The following is a 21,448-nucleotide window of genomic DNA, read 5'->3' on the forward strand; positions in this document are numbered from 1 at the left end:
GCGCCCGCGCAGCCAGGCTCCTCGACGTCGGCCCGCTGGTCTGCGCACGCGGCATGGAGATGTACGCCCACATGCACTCGGCCATCGGCTTCGGCCTCGGCCATCGGTTCGGCGGTCACTTCGGCATCAAGGTGGTGCGCTGAGGGGGGGGGCAGGCGCCTGGCCAACGCGTCGCCGACCCAACGAGATCCGGCCGGCAGGCCGGCTCATCCGGGAGCGGAGATCCGTCCACGACGGGCGCCGATGTACCGGGGCCGCGCCATCACCATGGCGGGATCCACCTCAGGACCGGTGGCGACCGTGACGGCCCGGTTCACCGGTCGCCAGGAGGACGAGAGCCAGCCCGAGCGGCAACAGAAGCAGCAGCAGAATGGTCATGGCGTCACTCCTGCCCCCGCTCGGGCAGCTGATGCCCCCCGGTCGGCGGTCGTCATCCGCCTGGCTTTCCACCCAGGGACCGGGTCCAGCGCGGGTGACCGGCGCTGCGGTGCCGCGTTGTTCCTGCATGGACATGGACGATGAAGACTTCCTGGGCGTACTCCTGGACGCCTCCACCGACACCCGCTTGAAACTGCTCACCGGGGACGAGGCGCGAGCGGTCACGATGCTTCTCGGCGCCCTCGAAGAAGAGACCCGCTCCGAAGAGGTACGCCAGGCCGCCGGCGAAATGCGCTACCGCCTCGTTTGCCGCCTCGCCCAGCCGGCGGCTCGTGCCGGGGGTGCCCGGCAGGTCGGCCTGCCGGGGAGCAACCGGTGACGATGCCCCCGGCAGGGTCGTCCTGGTCGTGCGTGAGCGCGTACTGGTGCCCGCCCGCCCGAGTAGCGTCCGGAGGGGGCCGGGTCAGGCGCTCGTGTACTGGAGCGCTTCGTTGACCGCCGCGAACGGGGTGGGCTGCCCCATCAGCACGCAGAGCGTGTAGACGGCATCATCCACAGCCCGGCGCGCTTCCTGATCGTCCGGTGCCGCGCACAGGCGGACCCGGGCATCGAAGAACCGGGCCAGCGCCCTTTCGGCATCCTTACGGGTCGGCATGAGATAGGTCCCGGAGCGCCGGGGCTCGGTGTTCTGTCGGCGAGCGGCTTGTACCGAGTCGTCCAGTGCCCGGAGGACATCAGAGGGGAGGGGGGTACCGCGGGATCCGGCGACCATCGCCTTCGCCAGCTCGGTCACCGGCAAGCATGCTTGCGTGGCCGCGGCGGAAAGGACCTGCTCGGCCAAATGAGCGGAGCCCGGAACCGTCGCCATCAGCGTGCCCACCGCCCACGACGTGGCCGACTCGGGCAGCATCACCGCCTGCGGGGAAGGCTCCTGCTGCGAGCGGGCAGGGGGGAGAACATCGACGCTCATCAAGATCACACTCCTACGCACGGCGGCCCCGCGGCACGCTCCTGTGCACCGTGTGCCCGCTGATACGAGTGCAATGCACACCGGTTTCTCACGTCTTACGCACCTGGCGTTGCGAGGAAGCGGACCGCGGGGGTCCGGGACGTCGGCGAGCCCTCGGAACCAACCGCAGCGGAGGGGGTGATGATGACAGCCGTAGCGGCCCGGCCTTCCCCATGGGACCAGCTCAAGGGTCTACGGATGAGGTCCGACGCGGGGCCTGGCGACCGGCTCGGGGGGTGCGTAGAGCGGATACGTAGCCTCTGCGGGCTGGTCGAGGCCGGGGGCCGGTTGCGGCCTGTCCGAACGGTAGAGCAGCGCCAGCACGGACAGGACGGCGGTGAGGCCGGCCGTGAACAGGGCCGCACCGGTGGGCCAGGGAAGGAGGGCCCCTGCCGCGGCGGCCCAGAGTTCGAGTTCCGTCACGGTCGCCAGTACGTGCAACAGCGCGAGCCCGATTCCGGTCACGGTCGTGGCCGCCCATACCCCGCCACTGTCCCGCCTCGTCACCATCACGGACAGGCCCACGCACACGCCCGCCAGGCCCAAGAGGAACCATGCCGTCATACCGGCGTCGGCAAGGAGGCGGGAGGGGTGGCGCGGCAGGTACAGCAGCGCGGAGACGACCAGGGTCACCGCTACCAGCCACCGCAGACCCCGGTCGGGCGCACTGGCCGGCGCGGGGCCCCGCGCCACCTCTTGCGGCGGCGCGGCGATTGGCCTGTGCGATCCTCGTGAGCCCGGCGGCCGTTGCTGCTCCGCCGCCCCACGTGCCGGATCCGGGTCGGGCTCGGGTTCGGGTTCCGGCTCGGACTCCGGCTCCGGTTCGGACTCGGACTCCGGCTCCGGCTCGGGCTCCGGCTCCGGCTCCGGCTCGGGCTCCGGCTCGGTTGCCTGTCCCTGCCGAGCAGGAGGGTCAGAGTCAGGCCGAGGCTCCGACGGGGGTTGTGGCTGCGCTTCGACCTCTCGGGGGGCCGCGGGGGGTGATTCGTGCCGCGGTTGGTCCGCGGCGAGGAGTTCCGCGAGGGAGACGACGTCCTCGATGGGGCGGCGGACCGCGGCGGCCTGCAAGGCCTCGTTGGCCGCGTCGGGGACTTGTCCGGACCGCCAGCGCCTCACGAGGTCGGCCACCTCGTCCACGGACCGGTGCGTCACCGCCGATTCCAGCAGCGTCCGCAGACAGTCCCGTGATACCTCGACCCCATCGGCGGGCACCGACGGCGGGGCGGAATCGGCGGTGCGACCGGCGGGGGCGCGCCCGCCCCCGTTCGCAGCCTCGGACACGGCCTCGGCCCCCGCCTCAGGTATGACGTCGTCACTCATGGATCGCTCCGTCCGAACACACCGCGCCCACACACGAGCATGCTCGCGCGCGCTACAGCACGTGAATGATGTTCACTCCGTGCAACAGTGCCTCGGCCGAGGAGACGCCGCCATCCGGGCCACGCAAACGGGCCACCGCCCGCGGGTCAGCCCGCCTGTGCGCTGTCCTCTTCGCGGAACTCGAACAGGGCGAGCGCTCCCGTCAGCTCCAGCAGGCGGTGCAACTGATGGGGCACCGGCCCGGCCAGCACCAACCGCCGGGTATTACGCAGACGGATCAACACATTGAGGAAAGCGGAGTCGGCGAACAACACCCCGGCCACATCCACCACCAGCAGGCTGGCACCGGACGCCTCCCCATCACACGCATCGGCCAGCACCCCGACGGTGTCCTGGTCGAACTCACCCTTACAGGCGACCACGTACACACCGTCCGCCTCGGACCGAACCGTCACCGTCGGCGACTCCACAAACACCCTCCCGATCTGCTTCGCACCGGGTACTCACCCCGTGGCCCCTCGACCGTACGCGTGGGCGGCGGCCATGGACAGACCCGGCGGGTGTGACTGCGGGGACCTGCCGGGTCTGTACAGGACCGAAGAGACAGGGGAACGGGCCAGTCGAAACGGGCGATGGCCGGCGTGCGGAACCGGTGCCGGCGGTCGACGATGAACCGGTACTTCCATCCCGCCCGCGACTGTCTGGAGCCTCTCGTGCTGGAACGCAGCGTGTGCAAGGACTGCACCCAGATCACTTTCGCCCTCCCCGCCGACACCCCGCCCGGCCCGGTCAGCGTGGTCGGCGACTTCAACGACTGGCAGCCCGGCATCCACACCCTCGAACCCCGCAAGGACGGCAAGCGCACCGTCACCGTCGACCTGCCCCGAAAGACCAGCCACGCCTTCCGCTACCTGGCCGCGGGTGACTACTGGTTCAACGAGGAATCCGCCGACCACCAAGACGGGCCCAACAGCCGCATCCACACCTGAACCCCGCATCCCCCGCTCGTGGGTCGCGCGTCCGGCGGGAAGTGGTTCCACCGATGAGTTCACCGTCCTCGAACGGTCTACCCAGCGATACGACCCTTCTCGACGGGAGTGCCATGTCCACCATCCAGCCGGTGATCGTGACTGCCGACCATGACGTGCTGCTCGGCTTCTACACGAAACTGTTCGGGGCTGAGGAGATCTTCCGGGTACCGGCGGAAGGCCCGGCCTTTTATCTCGGATTGCGCATCGGTGACTCCGACCTCGGGCTGGTGGCCAAGGTGGACCTGGGGCCTGGGGCCGCGCCGCGCGTCCTGCTCAGCATCGGTGTCGACGACGTCGACGAGACACTCGGGAGGGTGGCGGCGCTGGGCGGCTCGGTCCGCGGCGGCCCCAACGACATGCCGTGGGGACAGCGCGTCGCCCACATCGAGGACCCCGACGGCAACCCGGTCAACCTCACTCAGCCGATCCCGGCCCGGTGACGCTGCATTCGTCGCCGCTCTCTCCGCACGCCGGCTGGCGCGTTGTCAGTTCCCCGATGCTGCCCGCCGGGGTGGCGAGGACGTCGGCGGACTCGGCCCGTACGCGAGTCGCGGGCGGCATCCCTCCCTCGGGATGCCGTCCGCGCGCCCTTTGAGCACGGTCAGCTCGCGGGCACCGTGTCCTCGAAGGCGGTGCCGGCCGACCGGTACGCCGCGATCTTGGCATTGACCTGGGCGGGTGTGAGCACCTGGTCCTTGACGTGGAGGACGTAGTCGACCTGCTGCTCGTACGCGCGGGGGGTCGTGGACGTCTGGCCGGCCAGGTCGATCAGCCATTGGTTGAAGTTGATCGACATGGGGCGTTCGGGGAGGTAGGAGGCGTCGTGGGTGCCGAAGGCCTGCCCGTCGACGTAGTACGTGATGGCGTTGTTGTCGATGGTGACGACGAGGTCGTGCCAGCCGGCGTAGCTCTGGCGGCTCTCGGTATGGGCGTTGACCGCCTGCCACGGCTCCGGGTTGTAGGTCTCCCAGGAGGTCGTGTAGAGGATGTTCGACGGCTCGCCCCAGCCGCCGTTGGGGAGGTACTCGAAGTCGTACTCGGCGTAGTCGTCGGCCATGGGGGCCTTGAGGTCGTTGATGGTGAAGAAGGTCTGGACGACGCGGTCCCCGTCGGGTCCGGACCTGGGGGCGTCGCTGAACTTGACGCGGGCCGCGTACGTGCCGTTCTTGAACTTGGTCGACTTGGTGAGGACCTCGGTGTGTTCGGTGCCCGGGGCCGTGCCGTTGGTGGAGGTCTCCAGGGTCATGACGGTGTTGCCGCCGCTGGTGGAGAAGGTGACGTTGGAGGGGTCCCAGGTGGCTCCGGGAACACCGGGGCCGCCCGGGTTGGAGCGTACCGACCAGCCGTTGGTGGAGATCTTCGGATCGGTGTGGGACGTGTACGTGAAGTCGTCCCAGAGCGAGCCGGAGCCGCCGGGCGGAGGCGTGGTGGGCGGCGGGGTGGTCGGCGGCTCGGTGGGGGTGTTGCCCGCGGGGGCGGTGCCCCAGACCAGGGTGCCGGCGCGGGTGGCGGTGACCTTGGCGGAGTCGGCGTAGCCCGTCTGGGCGGCGATGAAGGAGTAGTCGTCGCTCTGCCGCAGCGTCTGCCAGTTGGACTGGTGGAAGCGCAGCTGCATGTCGCCCGTGTCGGCGCCGGGGGCGAGGGAGCCGGCGCCCGCGGTGAAGCCGATCTCCAGGTACCGGTCGGCCGTGTCGGTGGGGTGGGCGAGGTTGCCGAAGGTGCCGGTGATGTTGGCACAGCCCTTGACCGCCCACGAGCAGGCGAAGCGGTAGGCGGCGCCGGGCGAGTCGGACTTGAAGTAGTAGCGGAGTTTGACCTCGCTCAACGGCAGTGCGGTGGTGCCGGTGTTCTTCACCTTGAACCAGGGTTCGCTCTGGTCGGCGGTGGGGCCGGTAGCGCTGGTGCGGTACTGCACGGACAGGCTGCTCGCCGCGCTGGCGGTGCCCGGCAGAGCGGCGAGGGCGGCGGCGCCGAGAGCCGTGGCGACGGCCGCCGCGGCGGCGGCCCGCAGACGGCTGCGGCGTACTCCGGCCGTCCGGTTCTCGTTGCCGGTCGGCCGGGTCGGGTCGGGTGAGCTGTTCGAGCTGTTCGAGCTGTTCACGGTAGGGTCCTCTCCGGGGAACGATGGGCGCGGTGTCATGCACAGGGCGCTGTACGGACGGGCGTCGCGGCGGTCGTCCGCGGCGCGGTCAGCGGATGGCGGCGGACGCCCAGGGCGTCCACTCGGGGGACGTGCCCGTGGAGCCGGGACGCGAAGTCGGCCCAGGGGGTGGCGCCGGTCCAGGCTCGGTCGGCGAGGACGCACAAGCGGGGGTAGGCCAGGCGGTCGAGGTCGGCGGCGTCGGGGGCGAACTCGGTCCAGATCTGCACCTGGGTGCCGAGGATCCGGCCGCGGCCGTCGGCGGGAGCCTGTGCTTCGGGGTCACCGCCGTGCACGGTGCGCAGGTCGACGACGGGGCCGGGCTGGGCGGTCGGCCCGTCGGGTAGGTCGTCCTGCGCGTAGTCGAGGTAGGTGGCCCGGTGGTGGGTGAGGACGACGTCGTGGCCGGGGCCAGCGGCAGCCCGGGCACGGGCGTGAGGAGGGTGCGCAGCAGGTCGGCAGCGCCCTCGGCTCCGGGGGTGGCGCGGACGGGGGCGGCGGGGTCCAGAGCGAAGTGGCCTGCCCGGGGGGTGTACCGGGTGGGCCGGGGCACGAGGGCCTGTTCGGGACGGTGTGCGGGCACGGTGCAGCCTTCCGGGGAGGGCCTCGCAGAGGCGGTGCGGTGGTGTCGGGCGTTTCCCGAACAGAGGGCGGCACACGGAGGAACGGGACAGACCAGCAAGCTGACCACTCACCCACTGGACAAGTGACCTGTCGATGAGGGAAGAAGCTGGCATAGACCAATACGACCGTCAACCCCCATGGATACAAAGCCCTTTGCGCGTTTTCTCGCGCGGAAGGTCATGAACAGCTCGTAATGTGGATCTGACCAGTACGGGATGGTGGTCAGAGTGGCCGAGGCTGGTGGGATGCAGCACGCGGGAGCGGAGCTGGAGAGGGGACGACGCGGATGCGTGAGAGAAGCCCGGGCACGGCCCGGTCGGCCGGGGCGGGCCCGGTACCGCCGGCACAGCCTGCCCTCGTACCCCGGTCCGGGGTCGGCGGATCCGGCGGGATCCGCCCCGGCGGCGTACTCAAACGCGAGCGGGTCCGAGACGCGGTGCTGGGGATGGTCGAGGAGCGCGGGGCCGGGGACGCGATTCCCTCCGAGCGGACCCTGTGCGTACAACTCGGGGTGTCCCGCCCGACGCTGCGGGCGGCCGTTGACGAGCTGGTCGCCGCCGGTGTTCTCATCCGCGAACACGGCCGGGGCGTGTTCGTCGCTCCGGAGAAGATCACCCAGGAACTGGTTCCCGGGCGCCACCCGCTCAGCGTGCCCCGCGCTTCCGGGGCCTGGGCCAGCCGACTGCTGGAGTTCACGACCGTACCGGCCGGCGCCCGGGTGGGCCGTAGGCTGAACCTCTCCCCCGCCGCGCAGATCGTCTACGTGGCCCGGCTGCGGCTGGTCGACGGCCACCCGATGGCCATCGAGCACCTGCACATCCCGGCCGCCCTGGTCCCCGGGCTCTCCTCGCGCGAGCTGGAGCACGGCGATCTCTACGAGCATTTGCGCACGCATCACGACGTGCACGTGAACGAGGCGACGCAGACCATCGAGCCCACCGTGGTGACCCGCGCGGAAGCCGAACTGCTGGACGTACCGGAGCTCTCGCCCGCCCTCCTCTTCGAACGGCTGACCACCGACACGGCGGGGCAGCCGGTGGAGTACGTCCACTCGCTCTACCGCGGCGACCGCTACCGCATCGTGTCCCGCCTGACGCTGCGCGCCGACACCGCACCCGCCGCACCGTCGGACGGCCACCATCCGGGCATCCCGCCGGGCGACTTCGTCCACGGCGACCCGGTGGCCGCCTCGACGCTGGGAGACGTGCAGGGGCGCCGCTGAGCACTCGCGCCGCCGTGAGAGATGAGTGGGGCGTGGATGTCGTGCGGCCGCGTGGGAGGATGAACGCATGAATGTGCGGCTGCCGTTCGGGGACGAGTTACGGGCCGAGCTGGGATCGCCGGGGCGCTCTCGCAGACTGGACAGCAGCCCTCGCTCGCGCGTGTGGCGCGTCGAGTTGCCAGAGGCGACGGTGGTGGTGAAGCAGATCGTCGACGGTCCTGATGCCGACGATCGATACGCCCGCGAGGTGGCCGCCCTGCGGCTCGCCGCCCGAGCCGAGGTTCCCGTGGTGCCCGCGCTGCTGGCCACCGATCCCGGCGAGCGGGTCCTGGTGCTGGAGCATCTGGATCACCGGCGCCCGGGGGGCGACTGGATCGTGGACTACGCAGCCGCGTTGGCACGGCTGCACGCCACCGCGCGCCCCGATGACGTGGGGACGCTTCCCCGGTGGCGTGGCCCGACCCAGGCCGATGTCGAGTCTTTCCTGCGGCTGGCCGGGGCTCTGGAGGTGCCTGTCACCTCGGGCGTGGCCGGCGAACTCGACGACCTCGTGCACCGGCTCGACCAGGCTGCCGGGCATGCCCTTCTCCACGGGGATCCCTGTCCCGGGAACGATCTCCACACCGCCACGGGGGTCAGATTCATCGACTTCGAACAGGCGTCACTGGGCAGCGGCTTGATGGAACTCGCCTACCTGCGCATCGGCTTCCCGACCTGCTGGTGTGTCACCTCAGCCTCGGAACCGCTGCTGGAACGGGCGGAGGGCGCATACCGCAGGGAGTGGCGCACCCTGACCGGCTCCGATGCCCAGGACGGGCTTGCCGACGCGTGCGCCGGCTGGCTGCTGCGCGGCGACGCGCTGGTCGAGCGGGCCCGCCGCGAAAGCACCGATCACCTGGCCAGGATTGCGCACCGGGACTGGACGTGGGGCACCGCGACCGCCCGCCAGCGGCTCGTCCACCGGCTCGGGGTCGTAGGCCGGATGACGGCCGACGACACCTCCCTCCAAGGCATCAGCACCCTCAGCACCGCAATGCGCCAACGCATGCTCGCCCGCTGGCCGGCCCTCCAGCCCGTCCCGGCGAAGCGGCCATAGAGGTCGGCTGCCACACCGTTCGCCCTCTTCGGGCGGTCTGCTCAGTGGCAGACGCCGCCGGGCGTGCGTAGCGCCCGGGGGTGGTGCCCACGGCTCGCTTGAAGTGCCGGGTGAAGTGGGACTGGTCGTGGAATCCCGCCTCGACCGCCACCTCGGCGGCCGGGCGGCCGTCGAGGAGCAGGCGGCGAGCCAGGGCGATCCGGCGCGCGACGAGGTACTGGTGCGGGGCGATGCCGAAGGCGGCGCTGAACGAGCGCACCAGATGGGCGGGATGGGCCTGCACCAGACCCGCCGCCTCCGGCAGGGTGATCCCCGCGACCACACGCTCGTCGAGGAGTTCGCGCAGGCTGCGCGCGATGCCGTTGCGGGTGCTGGAGCCCAGCGGCGCGGTGTGCCCGCCGGGGAGTTCGAGGCGTGGCTGGAGCAGCACGCGCAGCCGTTCGCCGATCAGGGCCAGCCGGCTCTCCGCCTCGAGTTCGTCGCCGGGCGAGGTCAGGACCCGGTGGAGCTGTCCGACGCGTCGGCGCAGGACCGGGTCGGCGAGGTCCGGGCCGTCCACGGCGGCGCCGATGAAGCGTTCGTCCAGCACCGTCGAGTCGAGGTAGACGACGCGCTTGCGGAACCCGTGCGAGGTGGCGGCGGAGCCGTTGTGCGGGACCTGGGGCGGGAGCAGGCTCACGGTGCCGCCCGGGGTGCCGCGCCGGTGGCGGTCCAGGTCGTAGCGGATTGCTCCGTCATCGACGATCAGCAGCGTCCACTCGTCGTGGACGTGCATGGGGTACGCGTGCGCGGTGAAGCGGGCGTGGAAGACCTCGACGACACCCGCGATCCGCGGGCGCCAGGCCGAGACTTCCTGCTGGAGCTGCACGCAAAGAACGTACAAGACGGCACGCGGCCGTGCCCGGCAGTCTCGGGTCATGAGCGACGAGACGAAGAACGAGAACGATGCGCGGGGCGACCGCGGCGGCGCGGACGTGCCCGTGCGCTTCGACACCAAGATCGCGGTGCTGTTGCGCGACGACCTGGAGACGTGGCAGCGGCTGAACGTCACCGCCTTCCTCGTCAGCGGGCTCGGAACCGCTCTCCCCGAGGTGGTCGGCGAGCCGTACCGGGACGCGGACGGCACCCCCTACCTGCCGATGTTCCGCCAGCCCGTTCTGGTCTTCGAGGGCGGGAAGGAAGCGGTGACGGCGGCGCACGAGCGGGCAGTACGGCGCGCACTGCCGACCGCGGTGTTCACCTCGGACCTGTTCGGCACGGGCCACGACCGCGCGAACAGGGCAGCGGTGGCCGCGGTGGGCAAGGACCAGCTCGACCTGGTCGGAATCGCCGTCCACGGGCCGCGCAACTCCGTGGACAAGGTCCTCAAGGGCGCCCGCATGCACAGGTGAGGGGTGCACCCCGTCCCGTGAACGCACGCACGTCATGCTGCGCAAGGGTGTACGGGTGGGCCCCGGCCCGGCGGGAACCACCCTGTCCACGCCACGGCGCCGAGGTCGCGGTGAAAGGGGCGCCCCCTACCGCCGGCCCGTCCCGGATGGCTACGACCTGGGCGTCACCCGGCTGCGCCGGGGAGGTGGTCCTGGCGTACGCACTCGATGAGGTAGTCGCCGGTGTGGGGGTCGATGGTGACCCCGTGCGCTTCGCTGTGGAAGCCGGGGAAGGCGCGGTCGAACGCCTCCAGTGCTCCGAGGTAGCGCAGGACCGGGCCACTGGGGGCGCCGAGTGCTTCTCCGGGCATCAGGACGGGGATCCCGGGCGGGGTCACGGTGACCATGGCGGCGGCCACCCTGCCGGCGGCTCGGGCGAGGGGAAGGCGTTCGGTACCGCCCCGGATGAGCTGCTGGTAGCAGCTCTGCGGGGGGACGACCGGTTCGGGCAAGTCCTGGAAGGCGGTGTCCAGCGCGTCGATCAGCTCGGCCCTGGTGAGGTGTTCGTGCATCTCCTGGCACAGTCCGCGCAAGGTCGTGCCGCTGTAGCGCTGCGGGTGGCGTTCGACCAGGTGGGGCAGTACCTGTCGGAGGGGAGCATCGGCGTCGTGGAGGGCTTTGAAGTCCATGAGGGCGTCCATCAAAGTGCCCCATTTCCCCTTGGTGATGCCCATGGAGAAGAGGACGAGCGTGGTGTAGGTGTCGGTCTTTTCCACCACGATGCCGCGCTGGGCCAGGTAGGCGGTGAGGACGCGGGCCGGGATCCCCCACGAGTCCGCCTCTCCGCGCGCGTTGACGCCCGGGCAGGTCAGCGTCACCTTGATGGGGTCCAGCAGGCACTGCCCCTTGGCCAGGCCGGGGAAGCCGTGCCAGTCCGCGTCGGGGTCGAGTTCCCAGCAGCGGGGATCGCCGGCGAGCAGCGCCGGGGAGGCGTCGGCGAAGGGAATGCGTGTCCCGTCGGCGGGGTCGGTGACGGTGTCGGGCTGCCACACTCCGAAGAACCACGGCAGCCGGTCGCCCGCGTCCGCGATGCGGCGCCCGGTTCGGACGACGGCCTGCCGGAAACGGACAGCCTCGGTGACCGCCTCGTTGACCAGCCACTCTCCCTGGGGGCCGTCCATCATCGCCGCGGCCACATCCAGCGAAGCGATGACCGGGTACAGGGCCGAGGTGGTGCCGTGCATCATGAACGCCTCGTTGAACCGGTGGTGCTCGACCGGCGCCCTGGGTGAGGACTTCACGTGCACCATGGCGCTCTGCGAGAGGGCGGCCAGCAGCTTGTGTGTGGACTGGGTGGCGAAGACGGTGGGGCGTTCGTCGCTCGGGAACGTGTCCGGGCCCACGGCCATGCCGTAGCGGCCCGCATAGAGGGGGTGGAAGCGGGCGTAGGCGAACCAGGCTTCGTCGAAGTGCAGTCGGGGCGTGCTGGGGGCCAGGGCTCGAGCGGTCTGGACGGTGTCGTAACACAGCCCGTCGTAGGTCGAATTGGTGATCACCGCGTACTGGGCGTGGGGGGATACGGCGCCTGGTGTCAGCGGGTGGGCGGCGATCCGGGCGGCCACTGCGGCGGGCAGGGTCTCACGGGCGGGCAGAGGGCCGGCGAGACCGTATCCGTTGCGGGTCGGGACGAGGTACACCGGGCGCGCACCGGAGATCACCAGCCCGTGCAGCACCGACTTGTGGCAGTTGCGGTCCACCAGCGCGATCTCGTCGGCCGTGACGCAGTAGTGGCCGACCATACGGTCGGCCGTGGAGTCGCCGTGCAGCACGAAGTACGTCCGGTCGGCGCCGAAGACGCGGGCGGCGTTGCGCTCGGCGTCGCCGATCGGGCCGCTGTGCTCGAAGAGGGACCCCAGCTCCTCCACCGAGATCGACAGGTCGGTGCGGAAGAGCCGCTCACCGTAGTAGTCGAAGAACGCCCGGCCGACGGGCGATTTCAGGAACGCCACCCCTCCGGAGTGGGCCGGGGTGTGCCAGGAGTACTCGTGGGCGTCGTCGAACCGGCGCAGCGCTTTGAAGAACGGAGGCAGGACGGAGTCGCCGTAGGTGCGGGCCGCGTTGAAGACACGGCCGGCGATGAAGGACGGCGTGTCCTCCAGGGGCCAGATGTAGCCGACTGCGGTCTCGGCCACCCACAGAGGCAGCCGTTCCAGGCCGTGGTCGGACTCCTCACTCATGACGACGAAGACGGGCAGCGCGGTGAACCGGCTGGTGATCTGGCGCAGGACGGCCCCTCCCCCGCCGCCGGCGTCCTCCCCCTTCTCGGACGGGAGGTCCCAGGCGACGACGGCAGCCGTCAGGCCGGCCTCCGTACGCAAGGCGGCGCGGGCTGCCTCAACCGTCCGCGCCCACCGCACTTGAAGCCCGCGGTTCTCCAGCTCTTTGCCGATCCGGCGCAACTGGTCACCGCCGACACCCCCGCCCATGGGGTCCTCGCGCAAGGCCAAAAGGACACTACCGTTCGACATGACACTCCCCACCTGCGGCGGCACCAGCTGATGGGCCAAGTGTCGAGCGCACATGCCACAGGCCGCGCCGGAAACCGTCAGCATCACCCGTTCGAGAACGCAGCCCGACCGGCAGGGCACTCACCCGCCCGGCATGGCTCAGCCGGCCCCTCGACGCACAAGGAGCCTGAATGCTCGACGACCGCCTGTACGCGTCGCTGTCCGCGATCGAGATCGCCGACCTGGTCAACCACGGCAGGGTGAGCGCCCGCGAGGTCGTCGACACCGCCCTGGCGCTGACCGCCGACCGCGACCGTGCCCTGCGCGCCTTCACCGCTGTCTGGGCGGACACCGCCCGCGCCGCGGCGGACGAGGTCGATGCCGCGATCGCCGACGGGACCCGCCTGCCGTTGGCCGGTGTACCGATCGGGGTCAAGGCCGGCGAAGGCCCCACCTCGTGGCAGAACCAGCGCCTGGCCGCCGCCGGGTGCGTGCCGATCGGAGCGACTTCCGTGCCCCGCGCCGGCACCGGGTGGCAGACCTACGGCTCCACCGACCGCGGCCCCACCCTCAACCCCCTCGATCCCGCGTGGTCTCCAGGCGGCTCATCAGCCGGTTCCGCGGCCGCGGTCGCGGCCGGTCTCGTCCCGCTCGCCACCGGATCCGACGGCGCCGGATCGGTCCGCATCCCGGCGGCCTGGTGCGGCGTCATCGGCTTCAAGCCCACCAACGGCCTCCTGCCCGCCCGGGACCGCGCCGGGCTCAACACCCCCGGCGTACTGGCCCGCACCCCCGGCGACGCCGCTGCCTACCTCCGCACCTTCACCCCCGCCACCACACCCATGGTAGTGCGCCCGCCGAGTGTGGCCTGGTCGCCCACCCTGGGGTACGCCGCCACCGACCCGGACGTCGCCGACACCGCTCTGCGCGCCCTCCAGCGGATCGCACGGACCGGCCTGTGCAGCATCGTCGACCATCCCGTGACGCTGCACGACCCGGCCCCCGCGTGGACCGCCCTTCGCGCCGGCGCTGCCGACTCGGGTACCGAGGCCCTGACCTCGGCCAACAACGCCAACCTGCGAGCGGTTCTCAACGGGGTCGACTTGATTGCCACCCCCACGACACCGCACCCCCCGCACGGCCATCACGGTCCCGGAACGCGCATGAGTGTGGCACTCACATGGGCCTTCAACCTCTCCGGCCACCCAGCGCTCACCGTGCCGGCCGGGACGACGCCCGACGGCGGACCGGTCGGGCTGCAACTGGTCGCCCGGCACGGCGAGGACATGCTGCTTCTGGACGTGGCCGCCAGGATCGACGGCACCGCGGATGCCAGTCCGTGCAAGGCGAAGCAGTAGCACGCCTACTCGGCGTTCCCGGTGCCCGGCGTAGCCCGGGCGATGAGCAGCGCGACGTCGTCGTGATCGCCCGGGTGCCGCAGCCTGTGCAGAAGCAGGTCACAGGTCGCGTCCAGCGACCGGCTGGGGTCGTTGAGGACCTTGAGGAGAACCTCGAGGCGGGCGTCGATCGGCTCGTCGCGGGTCTCGACCAGGCCGTCGGTGTAGAGAACGAGCTGGTCCCCTTCCTCGAGGGCAAGGCTGGTCGTGTCAAAGGCGACCCCACAGCCGCCCAGCGGCGCGCCCGTGGGCAGGTCGAGGAGCTCGCGCGCGCCGTCCGGATGGAGGACGACGGGAGGCAGGTGCCCGGCCAGGGCGATGTGGCACTGGTCGGTGTGCGGGTCGTAGACGGCGTAGACACAGGTCGCGATCGTGTCGAGACCGTCGGTGACGTGATCGAGGTGGTGGAGCACTTGGGCCGGGTCGAGATCGAGGTCGGCCAGCGTCCGGGTCGCGGTGCGCAGCTGGCCCATGGTGGCCGCGGCTGCGACGCCGCTGCCCATGACGTCTCCGACGACGAGCGCGGTCTTGTCGCCGCTCAGGGGGATGACGTCGAACCAGTCGCCTCCGATCTCCATGGTGGCCTGGGCGGGGCGGTAGCGGGTGGCGACCTGCAGGCCCGGCCGCCGGGGTGGTGTCTGGGGCAGCAGGCTGCGCTGGAGGGTGAGGGCGGTGTGGCGTTGTTCTTCGACGGCTCGGTGCCGCTCGGTCACGTCCACGCTGGAGGTCGCCACTCCGAGCACGGTTCCGTTGGGGGCTTCGAGCCGGTAGAACGAGATCGACCAGGCATGATCGTGATCGGGGTCGGCCGGAGTGCGGCCGACGGTGTACTGGTCCACGATGGGGATGCCCGTGGCCAGCACCTCGCGCATCGCCGCTTCGAAGGACGCGCCCAGGGCCGGCAGCACCTCGTGAACGTGCCGGCCGATGTGCTCGGCGGCCGGTACTCCGTTGAGGCGCTCCTCAGCCGGGTTGACCGATACGTACCGGAGGTCGGTGTCCAGTACGCCCAGCCCGACCGGCGACTGTGCCACCAGCCGTTCGGACAGGGCCAGGTCCCGTTCGACCTGCCGCACCGTCGCCTGGTCCGCGGCGAGGCCCAGGGCGTAGTAGTCCTGCTGGGAGTCCAGGAGCCGCATGTTGCGGAACTCCACTCGGCGCGTGCTGCCGTCCTTGTGCCGAACGGGGAAGACGCCGACCCAGCTGTCCCCTCCCTCCATGACCTGGGCGAACATGCCCAACACGGCCGGGAGGTCCTCTTCGTGGACCAGCAGGCGGCCCGCGAACTCTCCGAGCGCCTCCTCAGCGGTGTAACCGAACAGCTCCTCGGCCTGCGGGCTCCACAGGTCGATCCTGCCCTCGGCGTCGAGGAGAATGGCGGCCACGCCCAGCAGATCGAGCAGTCCACCCGCCCCGGACGACGCGGCCCGCGCCCCGTCGGTACCGCCCTGCGAGGGCTCGATGACACCCATCTCCGGGCTCTCCTTCCGGCCGCCGAAAGCCGCGGTCCATGCCGAGCAGTGATCGCGTGCGCCGCGTCTGCGCTTCCCGTCATCTCATCGTCCCCCCTTCACGGAGGGCGCGTGCACGCCACGCGGTCGAGGGACCGCCCTCACCCGGACTGCCGAAGGTGGAGGCGCTGTGGCCGGTGGCGTGCCCGCCCAGCACCCGGGAGAGCGCTCCGAGGGTGCTCATGCACCGTGCCGGGCACCGATGAGCTGGTACCGCAGCCGTATCAGGTCGGCAAGATCCGCCACATGCCTGAACCTGTCGAGCAGGAGAGCGATACGAAGATCGTCACCGTTGCGCACGGCCGCTGCGATGGCGTCGACAAGCTGGGCAGGTTCTTCGGGCATGCGCGAAGGCCTGCCCCGATGACGGAGCGTCTATGCCTGGCAGGGCGGTGTTGAGATGTGCGGCCCCCGCCCGATCAGGCCACTGACTGCTCATCCTGTGGCCATGACTGGCCAGCCTCCGGAGCCCTCTCCGCGCTCTGTCCCGTCAGGAGAGCTCCCAGCCTCCCACGACGGTGAGACGGCACCCTGGCGAAGCCGACGGCACGGCGACCGCAACCATCTCGACTGCCCCGGCCGTGGGCGCCTCGCTCCGGCGTCCCGGACGTCCTCGGTTCGCCAGCGTGCCGGCAGGCGGCCGTCAAGGTCGGGGGCAGGCAGGGTCGGGGGCGGCGTCGGGCGTCGCTTGTGGCCGGGGTGGGGTCGCGGGGCGGAAGGCGTCCGCGCGGGCCGCCGCGGCGGTGGCCGTGGCGGCGCGGTGCGGGAGCGTCGGGTCGGGGACCGCCCGGAGCAGCAGCAGCTCGTGGTAGAGCGGGGCGGTCGCCGCGACGAGCAGCGCCCGGCTGTCGGCGGGGCCGGGCAGTTCGCCCCGGTCGGCCGCTCGTGCGACGACCGCCGCGCAGCGGGCGTAGCGGTCCTCCCAGAAGGCCGAGAGCGCCTCCGCCGCCTCCGGCGACCGGAATGCGGCGGCGATCAGGGCCGTGGTCAGGTGGGGGCCGCCGTGCGCCAGGGCCTCGTACACCTCCTGGTTGAGAGCGGTCAGGTCTCCTTCCAGCGACCCGGTGTCCGGGGGGCTCCAGTTGTCGTCGGACGCCGCGTCGAGCACGTCGGCCAGCAGGGTCCCGACGTCGCGCCAGCGCCGGTAGACGGTCGTGCGGTGGACGCCGGCGCGTTCCGCGACCGCGTCGACCGTCAGCCCGTCGTACCCGGCCTCCAGCAGCAGTTCACCCACCGCCTCCAGCACCCGGGCGCGGACGCGGGCGCTCCGGCCGCCCGGCCGGCGCTGCCGCGTGGCCGGTTCATGATGGCTGGAATCATCGCTTGCCTGCTTCGGGGTACCCATGCCAGCATTCTAACGCAACATTCGTCGCTTTAAGGAGAACTCCCGTGGACACCCACCGCTTCACCGCCTGCCGCCCCGTCGCCGCGCCGACGGCCCCCACCCCCGAACTCCTGGAGCCGCCCCGTGACCGCACAGCTCACCGCGTCTGACCTCACCAAGTCCTACGAAGGCCGCCCGGTCCTCGACTCCGTCCACTGCTCCGTCGCCGTCGGCGAACGCCTCGGCATCGTCGGCGAGAACGGCTCCGGCAAGTCCACCCTGCTCCGGCTGTTGGCCCGGGCCGAGCGCCCCGACCGGGGCGAGGTCGTCCTGCGCGCCGAGGGCGGCGTCGGCTACCTCGCGCAGGAGGAGGACCTCCCCCCGCACCTGACCGTCCAGCAGGTCGTCGACCGCGCCCTGGCCGAACTGCGCGCCCTGGAGGGGCTGCTGCGCCGGCTGGAGGCGCGCATGGCCGGGGGTGACGCCACGGCCGGGACCCTGAGCGCTTACGCCGACGCCCTCAACGCCTTCGAACTGCGCGGAGGTTACGCCGCGGACGCCCGCGTGGAACGCTCCCTGTACGGCCTCGGCCTGCCGGGGCTGCCCCGCGAGTGCACCGTCGGCGGTCTGTCCGGCGGCGAGGTCGTGCGCCTGCGCCTGGCCGTGCTGCTCGCCGCCGCCCCGGAGGTGCTGCTCCTCGACGAGCCCACCAACCACCTCGACGACGCGGCCCTGACCTGGCTGGAGGATCACCTGCGAGCCCGTCGCGGCATCACGGTCGCCGTCTCCCACGACCGGGTGTTCCTGGAGCGCGTCGCCACTTCCCTCGTCGAGGTCGACGGCGACCTGCACCGAACCGTCCGGTACGGCAACGGTTACGCCGGCTACCTCGCGGAGCGCGCCGCCGACCGGGCGCGCCGCGCCGAGGCCCATGCCGCCTGGCGCACGGAGACCGCCCGGCTGCGCGAGACCGCCTCCGTCACCGCCCGCCGGGTGGCGCCCGGCCGCGCCATCAAGGACGGCAACAAGATGGCGTACGACCGCGCGGCGGGCCGGGTCCAGCAGTCCCTCGCGAGCCGCGTCCGCAACGCCGAGGAGCGGCTCGCCCGGCTGCTGGCCCGGCCGGTGCCGGCACCAGCCGAACCGCTGCGGTTCACGGCCGTACCGCGCACCGCCTCCAACGGCGCCCCCGCTGCCGCCGCTGCCGAACCGGAGATGCCCGCCGGGCCCGCCGGGCCGGGTGAGGTGCGACGGGTCCTGCTGGCCGCGTCCGGCGTCGCCGTGGACGGGCGGCTCGAGCCGGTGGACGTGACCGTGCCGGCCGGCGGCAGACTGCTGGTCACGGGCCCGAACGGGGCGGGGAAGAGCACTCTGCTACAGGTTCTGGCCGGCGTGCTGGCCCCCGACGCCGGGCGGGTCGTCCGGCACTGCCCGGCCGGACTGCTGGCCCAGCACACCGCCGCAGGCGCCGGCCGCGGGTCGCTGCTCGCCGCCTACGCCGAGGGCCGCCCCGGAACTCCCGAGGAGCACGCCGAACGGCTCCTGTCGCTCGGGCTGTTCGCCCGCGACCGGCTGTCCGCTCCCGTCGCCTCCCTGTCCGTCGGGCAGCGGCAACGGCTGGCACTGGCCCGGCTGGTCACCGAACCGGCCGACATCCTGCTGCTGGACGAGCCCACGAACCACCTCTCCCCCGCGCTGGCGGAGGAGTTGGAGGAGGCGTTGGCCAGGTTCCCGGGGGCAGTGGTCGTCGTCAGCCACGACCGGCGGCTGTGCGCCCGCTGGCCGGGCGACCGGCTCGCCCTGCGTGCCCCGGCGCCCGTCACGGCCGGCGCCCGCCCGTGACGACCTGCCCGACCCCCCGCCCTTCGAAAGGACCCCCGCTTGACCACCTCCGTACACCCGCTCGGTACCGTCACCCTCCCCACCGCCGGCGCCGGCCCGTACGCGCTCGCCGTCGGACCGGACGCCAACCTGTGGTGCACGCTCGTCCACCGCGGTCGCCTGGCGCGCCTCACCCCGTCGACGGGCCGCGTGGAGGAGTTCGCGCTGGACTCCTCCGACTGCGGCCCCACCCTCGTCACCGCCGGACCCGACGGGGCGCTGTGGTTCACCCGGTACCGTGACCACCGGATCGGGCGGATCACCGTGGGCGGCGAAGCCCGCTCGTACGCCCTTCCCGGCGCTGCGGGCGGCCCCTACGGGATCGCGGCCGGACCCGACGGAGCCCTGTGGTTCACCCTGACGAACACCGGCCGCATCGGCCGGATCGGCACGGACGGCGAGATCCGCGAGTTCCCGCTGCCCTGCGAGGGCGGGTTCCCGTCCTTCCTCACGGTGGGAGCCGACGGGGCCCTGTGGTTCACCCTCAACCAGGCGAACGCGATCGGCCGGATCACCGTCTCCGGGGAGGTGCGGATCCATCCCCTGCCCACGCCCGGCGCCTGCCCGGTCGGGCTCGCGGCGAGCCCGGACGGGAGCCTGTGGTTCGCCGAGATCGGCGTCGGGCGGATCGGGCGGCTCACCACCGGAACGGCGGGCACGGCTGGCATGGAGGCAGGGGGCGCCGGGGAGCCCGTCGGGACCGTGGACATCGCCGAGTTCGAGCTGCCCGATCCGGACTGCCGCCCCCATGCCGTCGCGGTCGCCCCGAACGGCACCTGCTGGTTCACCGAGTGGGCCACCGGCCGGATCGGCTCCGTCACCCCGGAAGGGAAGGTCACCGAACACCCGCTCGCGGACCCCGCCGGCGAACCACACGGGCTGGCCTTCGGCCCGGACGGCACGCTGTACGTCGCCGAGGAGCGCGGCGTCATCTCCCGGTGGCACGTGGCAGGCAGCGCCTGAGGCAATCGCGAGCCCAGCGTGCCCGTCCAGGCGTGCCGGATAATGGCCGGCGTATGGCTGGGAACGGAGAGCACGTGAGGTCAGAGGATCCGAGAACTGAGGGTACGTCCCCCGCTGACAGGTTCGAGTGGTTCTGCGACGCGGTGTCGAACCACGTCATGCCCGTCACCCTCAGCACCACTCAGCCGTCGGGCTTTCACGCGGACATCGCCGATCTGGAGCTCGGCTCCGTGCGACTGTCGACGCTGGCCTTCTCTCCGGTGGTGTCACGCCGCACGTCGGCCCATGTGCGCAAGGGTGACCCGGAGCAGTTGCAGCTGGCGCTGGTCACCCAGGGCGCCTTCCGGATAGCCCAGCGACATCACGCGTCCGTGGCCGCGGGGGACTTGGTCCTGACGGACACCTCACGTCCCAGCGAAGGGGCGAACGTCGAGGAGCGGTCGACGGTGGCCATTCTGCAGATTCCCCGGTCGATCCTCCCGCTGCGGGACGACAGGGTGGAGGCTCTCCTTGGCCGGCGCATCCGCGGGGACAGCGGGACGGGTGCGATCCTCGGCAGCTTCCTGAGCTCGTTGATCGCCCAGGGCCCGAGCTGTCGGCCCTCGGAGCTCGCCGGCATGGGAACCGTCGCCCTCGACCTGGCGACCGCTTGTCTGGCGCAGCAGTCCGGGACCCCTGACTCGGCGCCGGCCCAGGCGCGCGCCCAGGCGATGCTGCACCGCATCATCCGTTTCATCGAGAACAACCTCGACGACCCGGACCTGACCCCCCAGGCCGTCGCCGACCGGCACAACATCTCCCTGCGCTCCCTCTACTCCCTCTTCACCGACCACCCCACCGGCGTGGCGGCCTACATCCGCCAGGCCCGCCTGGAACGTGCGCGCGCCGACCTCGGTCGCCCGCGGTCGAACGGTCACCCGATACAGGCCATCGCGGCCCGCTGGGGCTTCTCCAGTGCCCCCGTCTTCAGCCGAAGCTTCCGCGACGCGTACGGCATGAGCCCGTCCGAGTACCGGGCGGCCGCCCCGCATCGGGATGGTGCACGGACTGTCGGGTCGCGCACGGCGCCGTACCTCACGCGCACCTGAGTTCCGTATCGGGAGACGTCGCCAGGGCGGGCCGCCGTCATCGCGGGCGCGTGCCGCCGCGGAACCCGGGCAGACGCGGTGCATGGGCACACTGAAGGGCTGGGAGCGGGCGATCGAGCGGGCCGAGCAGGCAGTGGCGGAAAAGCTGTTCGGCAATGACGCGGTGGAGGCGGAGGTGGTGGAGGCGCTGCTGCGGACGTGTGACGAGCAGACCGTCGTGTGCAGCTCCCACCGCACCGTGGTGCCGAACGTCTACACCGTCGAGCTGCCTCCGCACGTGTACGCCGAGATCGGCCCGCACCTGACCGTCGTGGGGCAGGAGTTGACCGACCGGTTGGCGCGCCATGGCGAGCGCAAGGACTACGAGTGGGCCGGGCCGCTCGCCGTGCGGCTCGCCGCGGCCGAGGACGTCCCCAACGGCCGCTACCAGGTCCGTTGTGCCCCCATGGCGCACATCACGTCCGCGCCGCTGACCTCTCCGGACACCTGAGCCGGCGGCCCCGCCCGGTGCCCCCGCTCGGCGTGGGAGGTGACCGTCTTCGGCCGGCATGTCCTGACGACCGCCCGGCCGCGCCGCTCACCCGGGG

The 21,448-nt window shown here is 71.9% G+C and carries 21 protein-coding genes; 11 read left to right on the top strand and 10 right to left on the bottom strand.

Features of this window, described 5'->3' with window-relative positions; translation table 11 throughout:
* Positions 1-505: 505 nt before the first annotated feature.
* Entirely contained in the window at positions 506-757 is a 252-nt protein-coding gene (locus BGK67_RS03040) for a hypothetical protein (RefSeq protein ID WP_069918426.1), read from the top strand.
* A gap of 84 nt (positions 758-841) precedes the next feature.
* Here BGK67_RS03040 and BGK67_RS39835 read toward each other — a convergent pair whose 3' ends face one another.
* From BGK67_RS39835 to BGK67_RS03055, 3 genes are all read right to left on the bottom strand, one after another.
* Positions 842-1,348, bottom strand: a complete 507-nt coding sequence (locus tag BGK67_RS39835) for a DUF5133 domain-containing protein (RefSeq protein WP_244291124.1) — start codon at positions 1,346-1,348, stop codon at positions 842-844.
* A 231-nt stretch (positions 1,349-1,579) separates the two neighbouring features.
* Entirely contained in the window at positions 1,580-2,020 is a 441-nt protein-coding gene (locus BGK67_RS38230; protein WP_141753997.1) for a hypothetical protein, read from the bottom strand.
* A gap of 833 nt (positions 2,021-2,853) precedes the next feature.
* On the bottom strand, positions 2,854-3,177 hold the full coding sequence (locus tag BGK67_RS03055; RefSeq protein ID WP_167739536.1) for an STAS domain-containing protein: 324 nt from the start codon (positions 3,175-3,177) through the stop codon (positions 2,854-2,856).
* Positions 3,178-3,420: 243 nt separating this feature from the next.
* Between BGK67_RS03055 and BGK67_RS03060 the strand changes: the two genes are divergently transcribed.
* Positions 3,421-3,696, top strand: a complete 276-nt coding sequence (locus tag BGK67_RS03060; RefSeq protein WP_069923588.1) for an isoamylase early set domain-containing protein — start codon at positions 3,421-3,423, stop codon at positions 3,694-3,696.
* Positions 3,697-3,809: 113 nt separating this feature from the next.
* On the top strand, positions 3,810-4,178 hold the full coding sequence (locus tag BGK67_RS03065; RefSeq protein WP_069918430.1) for a VOC family protein: 369 nt from the start codon (positions 3,810-3,812) through the stop codon (positions 4,176-4,178).
* 161 nt (positions 4,179-4,339) lie between these two features.
* On the opposite strand, the gene BGK67_RS03070 is transcribed toward BGK67_RS03065, so the two are convergent.
* A complete protein-coding gene (locus tag BGK67_RS03070) occupies positions 4,340-5,878 on the bottom strand; it encodes a cellulose binding domain-containing protein (protein WP_079153978.1) in 1,539 nt (512 codons plus the stop codon).
* Positions 5,875-6,615 (bottom strand): family 20 glycosylhydrolase, encoded by a 741-nt coding sequence (locus tag BGK67_RS35905; protein WP_107488754.1) that lies wholly within the window; start codon positions 6,613-6,615, stop codon positions 5,875-5,877. The genes BGK67_RS03070 and BGK67_RS35905 overlap by 4 nt, the downstream gene beginning before the upstream one ends.
* 173 nt (positions 6,616-6,788) lie before the next feature.
* Here BGK67_RS35905 and BGK67_RS03080 point away from each other — a divergent pair, with 173 nt between their 5' ends.
* Positions 6,789-7,724, top strand: a complete 936-nt coding sequence (locus tag BGK67_RS03080; RefSeq protein WP_079153979.1) for a GntR family transcriptional regulator — start codon at positions 6,789-6,791, stop codon at positions 7,722-7,724.
* Positions 7,725-7,791: 67 nt separating this feature from the next.
* The gene (locus BGK67_RS03085; RefSeq protein WP_069918432.1) at positions 7,792-8,820 is read left to right on the top strand and encodes an aminoglycoside phosphotransferase family protein; all 1,029 of its coding nucleotides are present in this window, start codon (positions 7,792-7,794) and stop codon (positions 8,818-8,820) included.
* Here the strand turns inward: BGK67_RS03085 and BGK67_RS03090 are convergent.
* Entirely contained in the window at positions 8,747-9,739 is a 993-nt protein-coding gene (locus BGK67_RS03090; RefSeq protein ID WP_079153980.1) for a helix-turn-helix transcriptional regulator, read from the bottom strand. The genes BGK67_RS03085 and BGK67_RS03090 overlap by 74 nt on opposite strands.
* Here BGK67_RS03090 and BGK67_RS03095 point away from each other — a divergent pair.
* Positions 9,738-10,211, top strand: coding sequence for a DUF2000 domain-containing protein (locus BGK67_RS03095; protein WP_069918433.1), 474 nt, complete (start codon positions 9,738-9,740; stop codon positions 10,209-10,211). The two genes, BGK67_RS03090 and BGK67_RS03095, sit on opposite strands and share 2 nt — an antisense overlap.
* Positions 10,212-10,375: 164 nt before the next feature.
* Here the strand turns inward: BGK67_RS03095 and BGK67_RS03100 are convergent, their stop codons facing one another.
* Entirely contained in the window at positions 10,376-12,718 is a 2,343-nt protein-coding gene (locus tag BGK67_RS03100; RefSeq protein WP_069918434.1) for an Orn/Lys/Arg family decarboxylase, read from the bottom strand.
* Between the two features lie 170 nt (positions 12,719-12,888).
* On the opposite strand from BGK67_RS03100, the gene BGK67_RS03105 reads away from it, so the two are divergent.
* The gene (locus BGK67_RS03105; RefSeq protein ID WP_069918435.1) at positions 12,889-14,055 is read left to right on the top strand and encodes an amidase; all 1,167 of its coding nucleotides are present in this window, start codon (positions 12,889-12,891) and stop codon (positions 14,053-14,055) included.
* A gap of 5 nt (positions 14,056-14,060) precedes the next feature.
* Here BGK67_RS03105 and BGK67_RS03110 read toward each other — a convergent pair whose 3' ends face one another.
* From BGK67_RS03110 to BGK67_RS03115, 3 genes are all read right to left on the bottom strand, one after another.
* Entirely contained in the window at positions 14,061-15,566 is a 1,506-nt protein-coding gene (locus tag BGK67_RS03110; protein ID WP_069918436.1) for a SpoIIE family protein phosphatase, read from the bottom strand.
* A 219-nt stretch (positions 15,567-15,785) separates the two neighbouring features.
* Positions 15,786-15,950 carry a hypothetical protein gene (locus BGK67_RS38685; protein ID WP_167739537.1) on the bottom strand — a complete coding sequence of 55 codons (165 nt, stop codon included), beginning with the start codon at positions 15,948-15,950 and terminating at the stop codon, positions 15,786-15,788.
* Between the two features lie 298 nt (positions 15,951-16,248).
* A complete protein-coding gene (locus tag BGK67_RS03115) occupies positions 16,249-16,950 on the bottom strand; it encodes a TetR/AcrR family transcriptional regulator (protein ID WP_069918437.1) in 702 nt (233 codons plus the stop codon).
* Positions 16,951-17,073: 123 nt separating this feature from the next.
* Between BGK67_RS03115 and BGK67_RS03120 the strand changes: the two genes are divergently transcribed.
* From BGK67_RS03120 to BGK67_RS03135, 4 genes are all read left to right on the top strand, one after another.
* Complete coding sequence (locus BGK67_RS03120; RefSeq protein WP_069918438.1) at positions 17,074-18,771, top strand: ABC-F family ATP-binding cassette domain-containing protein; 1,698 nt, start codon at positions 17,074-17,076, stop codon at positions 18,769-18,771.
* Between the two features lie 39 nt (positions 18,772-18,810).
* Complete coding sequence (locus BGK67_RS03125) at positions 18,811-19,773, top strand: Vgb family protein (RefSeq protein WP_069918439.1); 963 nt, start codon at positions 18,811-18,813, stop codon at positions 19,771-19,773.
* Positions 19,774-19,826: 53 nt separating this feature from the next.
* On the top strand, positions 19,827-20,861 hold the full coding sequence (locus tag BGK67_RS03130; protein ID WP_069918440.1) for an AraC-like ligand-binding domain-containing protein: 1,035 nt from the start codon (positions 19,827-19,829) through the stop codon (positions 20,859-20,861).
* Positions 20,862-20,943: 82 nt separating this feature from the next.
* Positions 20,944-21,351, top strand: coding sequence for a DUF3662 domain-containing protein (locus tag BGK67_RS03135; RefSeq protein WP_069918441.1), 408 nt, complete (start codon positions 20,944-20,946; stop codon positions 21,349-21,351).
* Positions 21,352-21,448: the final 97 nt, after the last annotated feature.

Origin of the sequence: Streptomyces subrutilus (assembly GCF_001746425.1) — a bacterium.
Lineage (GTDB): Bacteria > Actinomycetota > Actinomycetes > Streptomycetales > Streptomycetaceae > Streptomyces > Streptomyces subrutilus_A.

Excerpts from the sequence above, each read along its gene's own strand:
- BGK67_RS03100 (WP_069918434.1), bottom strand. The coding sequence starts at position 12,718 with ATGTCGAACGGTAGTGTCCTTTTGGCCTTGCGCGAGGACCCCATGGGC.
- BGK67_RS03080 (WP_079153979.1), top strand. The coding sequence starts at position 6,789 with ATGCGTGAGAGAAGCCCGGGCACGGCCCGGTCGGCCGGGGCGGGCCCG.
- BGK67_RS39835 (WP_244291124.1), bottom strand. The coding sequence starts at position 1,348 with ATGAGCGTCGATGTTCTCCCCCCTGCCCGCTCGCAGCAGGAGCCTTCC.
- BGK67_RS03115 (WP_069918437.1), bottom strand. The coding sequence starts at position 16,950 with ATGGGTACCCCGAAGCAGGCAAGCGATGATTCCAGCCATCATGAACCG.
- BGK67_RS03105 (WP_069918435.1), top strand. The coding sequence starts at position 12,889 with ATGCTCGACGACCGCCTGTACGCGTCGCTGTCCGCGATCGAGATCGCC.
- BGK67_RS03065 (WP_069918430.1), top strand. The coding sequence starts at position 3,810 with ATGTCCACCATCCAGCCGGTGATCGTGACTGCCGACCATGACGTGCTG.
- BGK67_RS03070 (WP_079153978.1), bottom strand. The coding sequence starts at position 5,878 with ATGACACCGCGCCCATCGTTCCCCGGAGAGGACCCTACCGTGAACAGC.
- BGK67_RS03085 (WP_069918432.1), top strand. The coding sequence starts at position 7,792 with ATGAATGTGCGGCTGCCGTTCGGGGACGAGTTACGGGCCGAGCTGGGA.
- BGK67_RS38685 (WP_167739537.1), bottom strand. The coding sequence starts at position 15,950 with ATGCCCGAAGAACCTGCCCAGCTTGTCGACGCCATCGCAGCGGCCGTG.
- BGK67_RS03095 (WP_069918433.1), top strand. The coding sequence starts at position 9,738 with ATGAGCGACGAGACGAAGAACGAGAACGATGCGCGGGGCGACCGCGGC.
- BGK67_RS03135 (WP_069918441.1), top strand. The coding sequence starts at position 20,944 with ATGGGCACACTGAAGGGCTGGGAGCGGGCGATCGAGCGGGCCGAGCAG.
- BGK67_RS03110 (WP_069918436.1), bottom strand. The coding sequence starts at position 15,566 with ATGGGTGTCATCGAGCCCTCGCAGGGCGGTACCGACGGGGCGCGGGCC.
- BGK67_RS03090 (WP_079153980.1), bottom strand. The coding sequence starts at position 9,739 with ATGACCCGAGACTGCCGGGCACGGCCGCGTGCCGTCTTGTACGTTCTT.
- BGK67_RS35905 (WP_107488754.1), bottom strand. The coding sequence starts at position 6,615 with ATGCCAGCTTCTTCCCTCATCGACAGGTCACTTGTCCAGTGGGTGAGT.
- BGK67_RS03040 (WP_069918426.1), top strand. The coding sequence starts at position 506 with ATGGACATGGACGATGAAGACTTCCTGGGCGTACTCCTGGACGCCTCC.
- BGK67_RS03130 (WP_069918440.1), top strand. The coding sequence starts at position 19,827 with ATGGCTGGGAACGGAGAGCACGTGAGGTCAGAGGATCCGAGAACTGAG.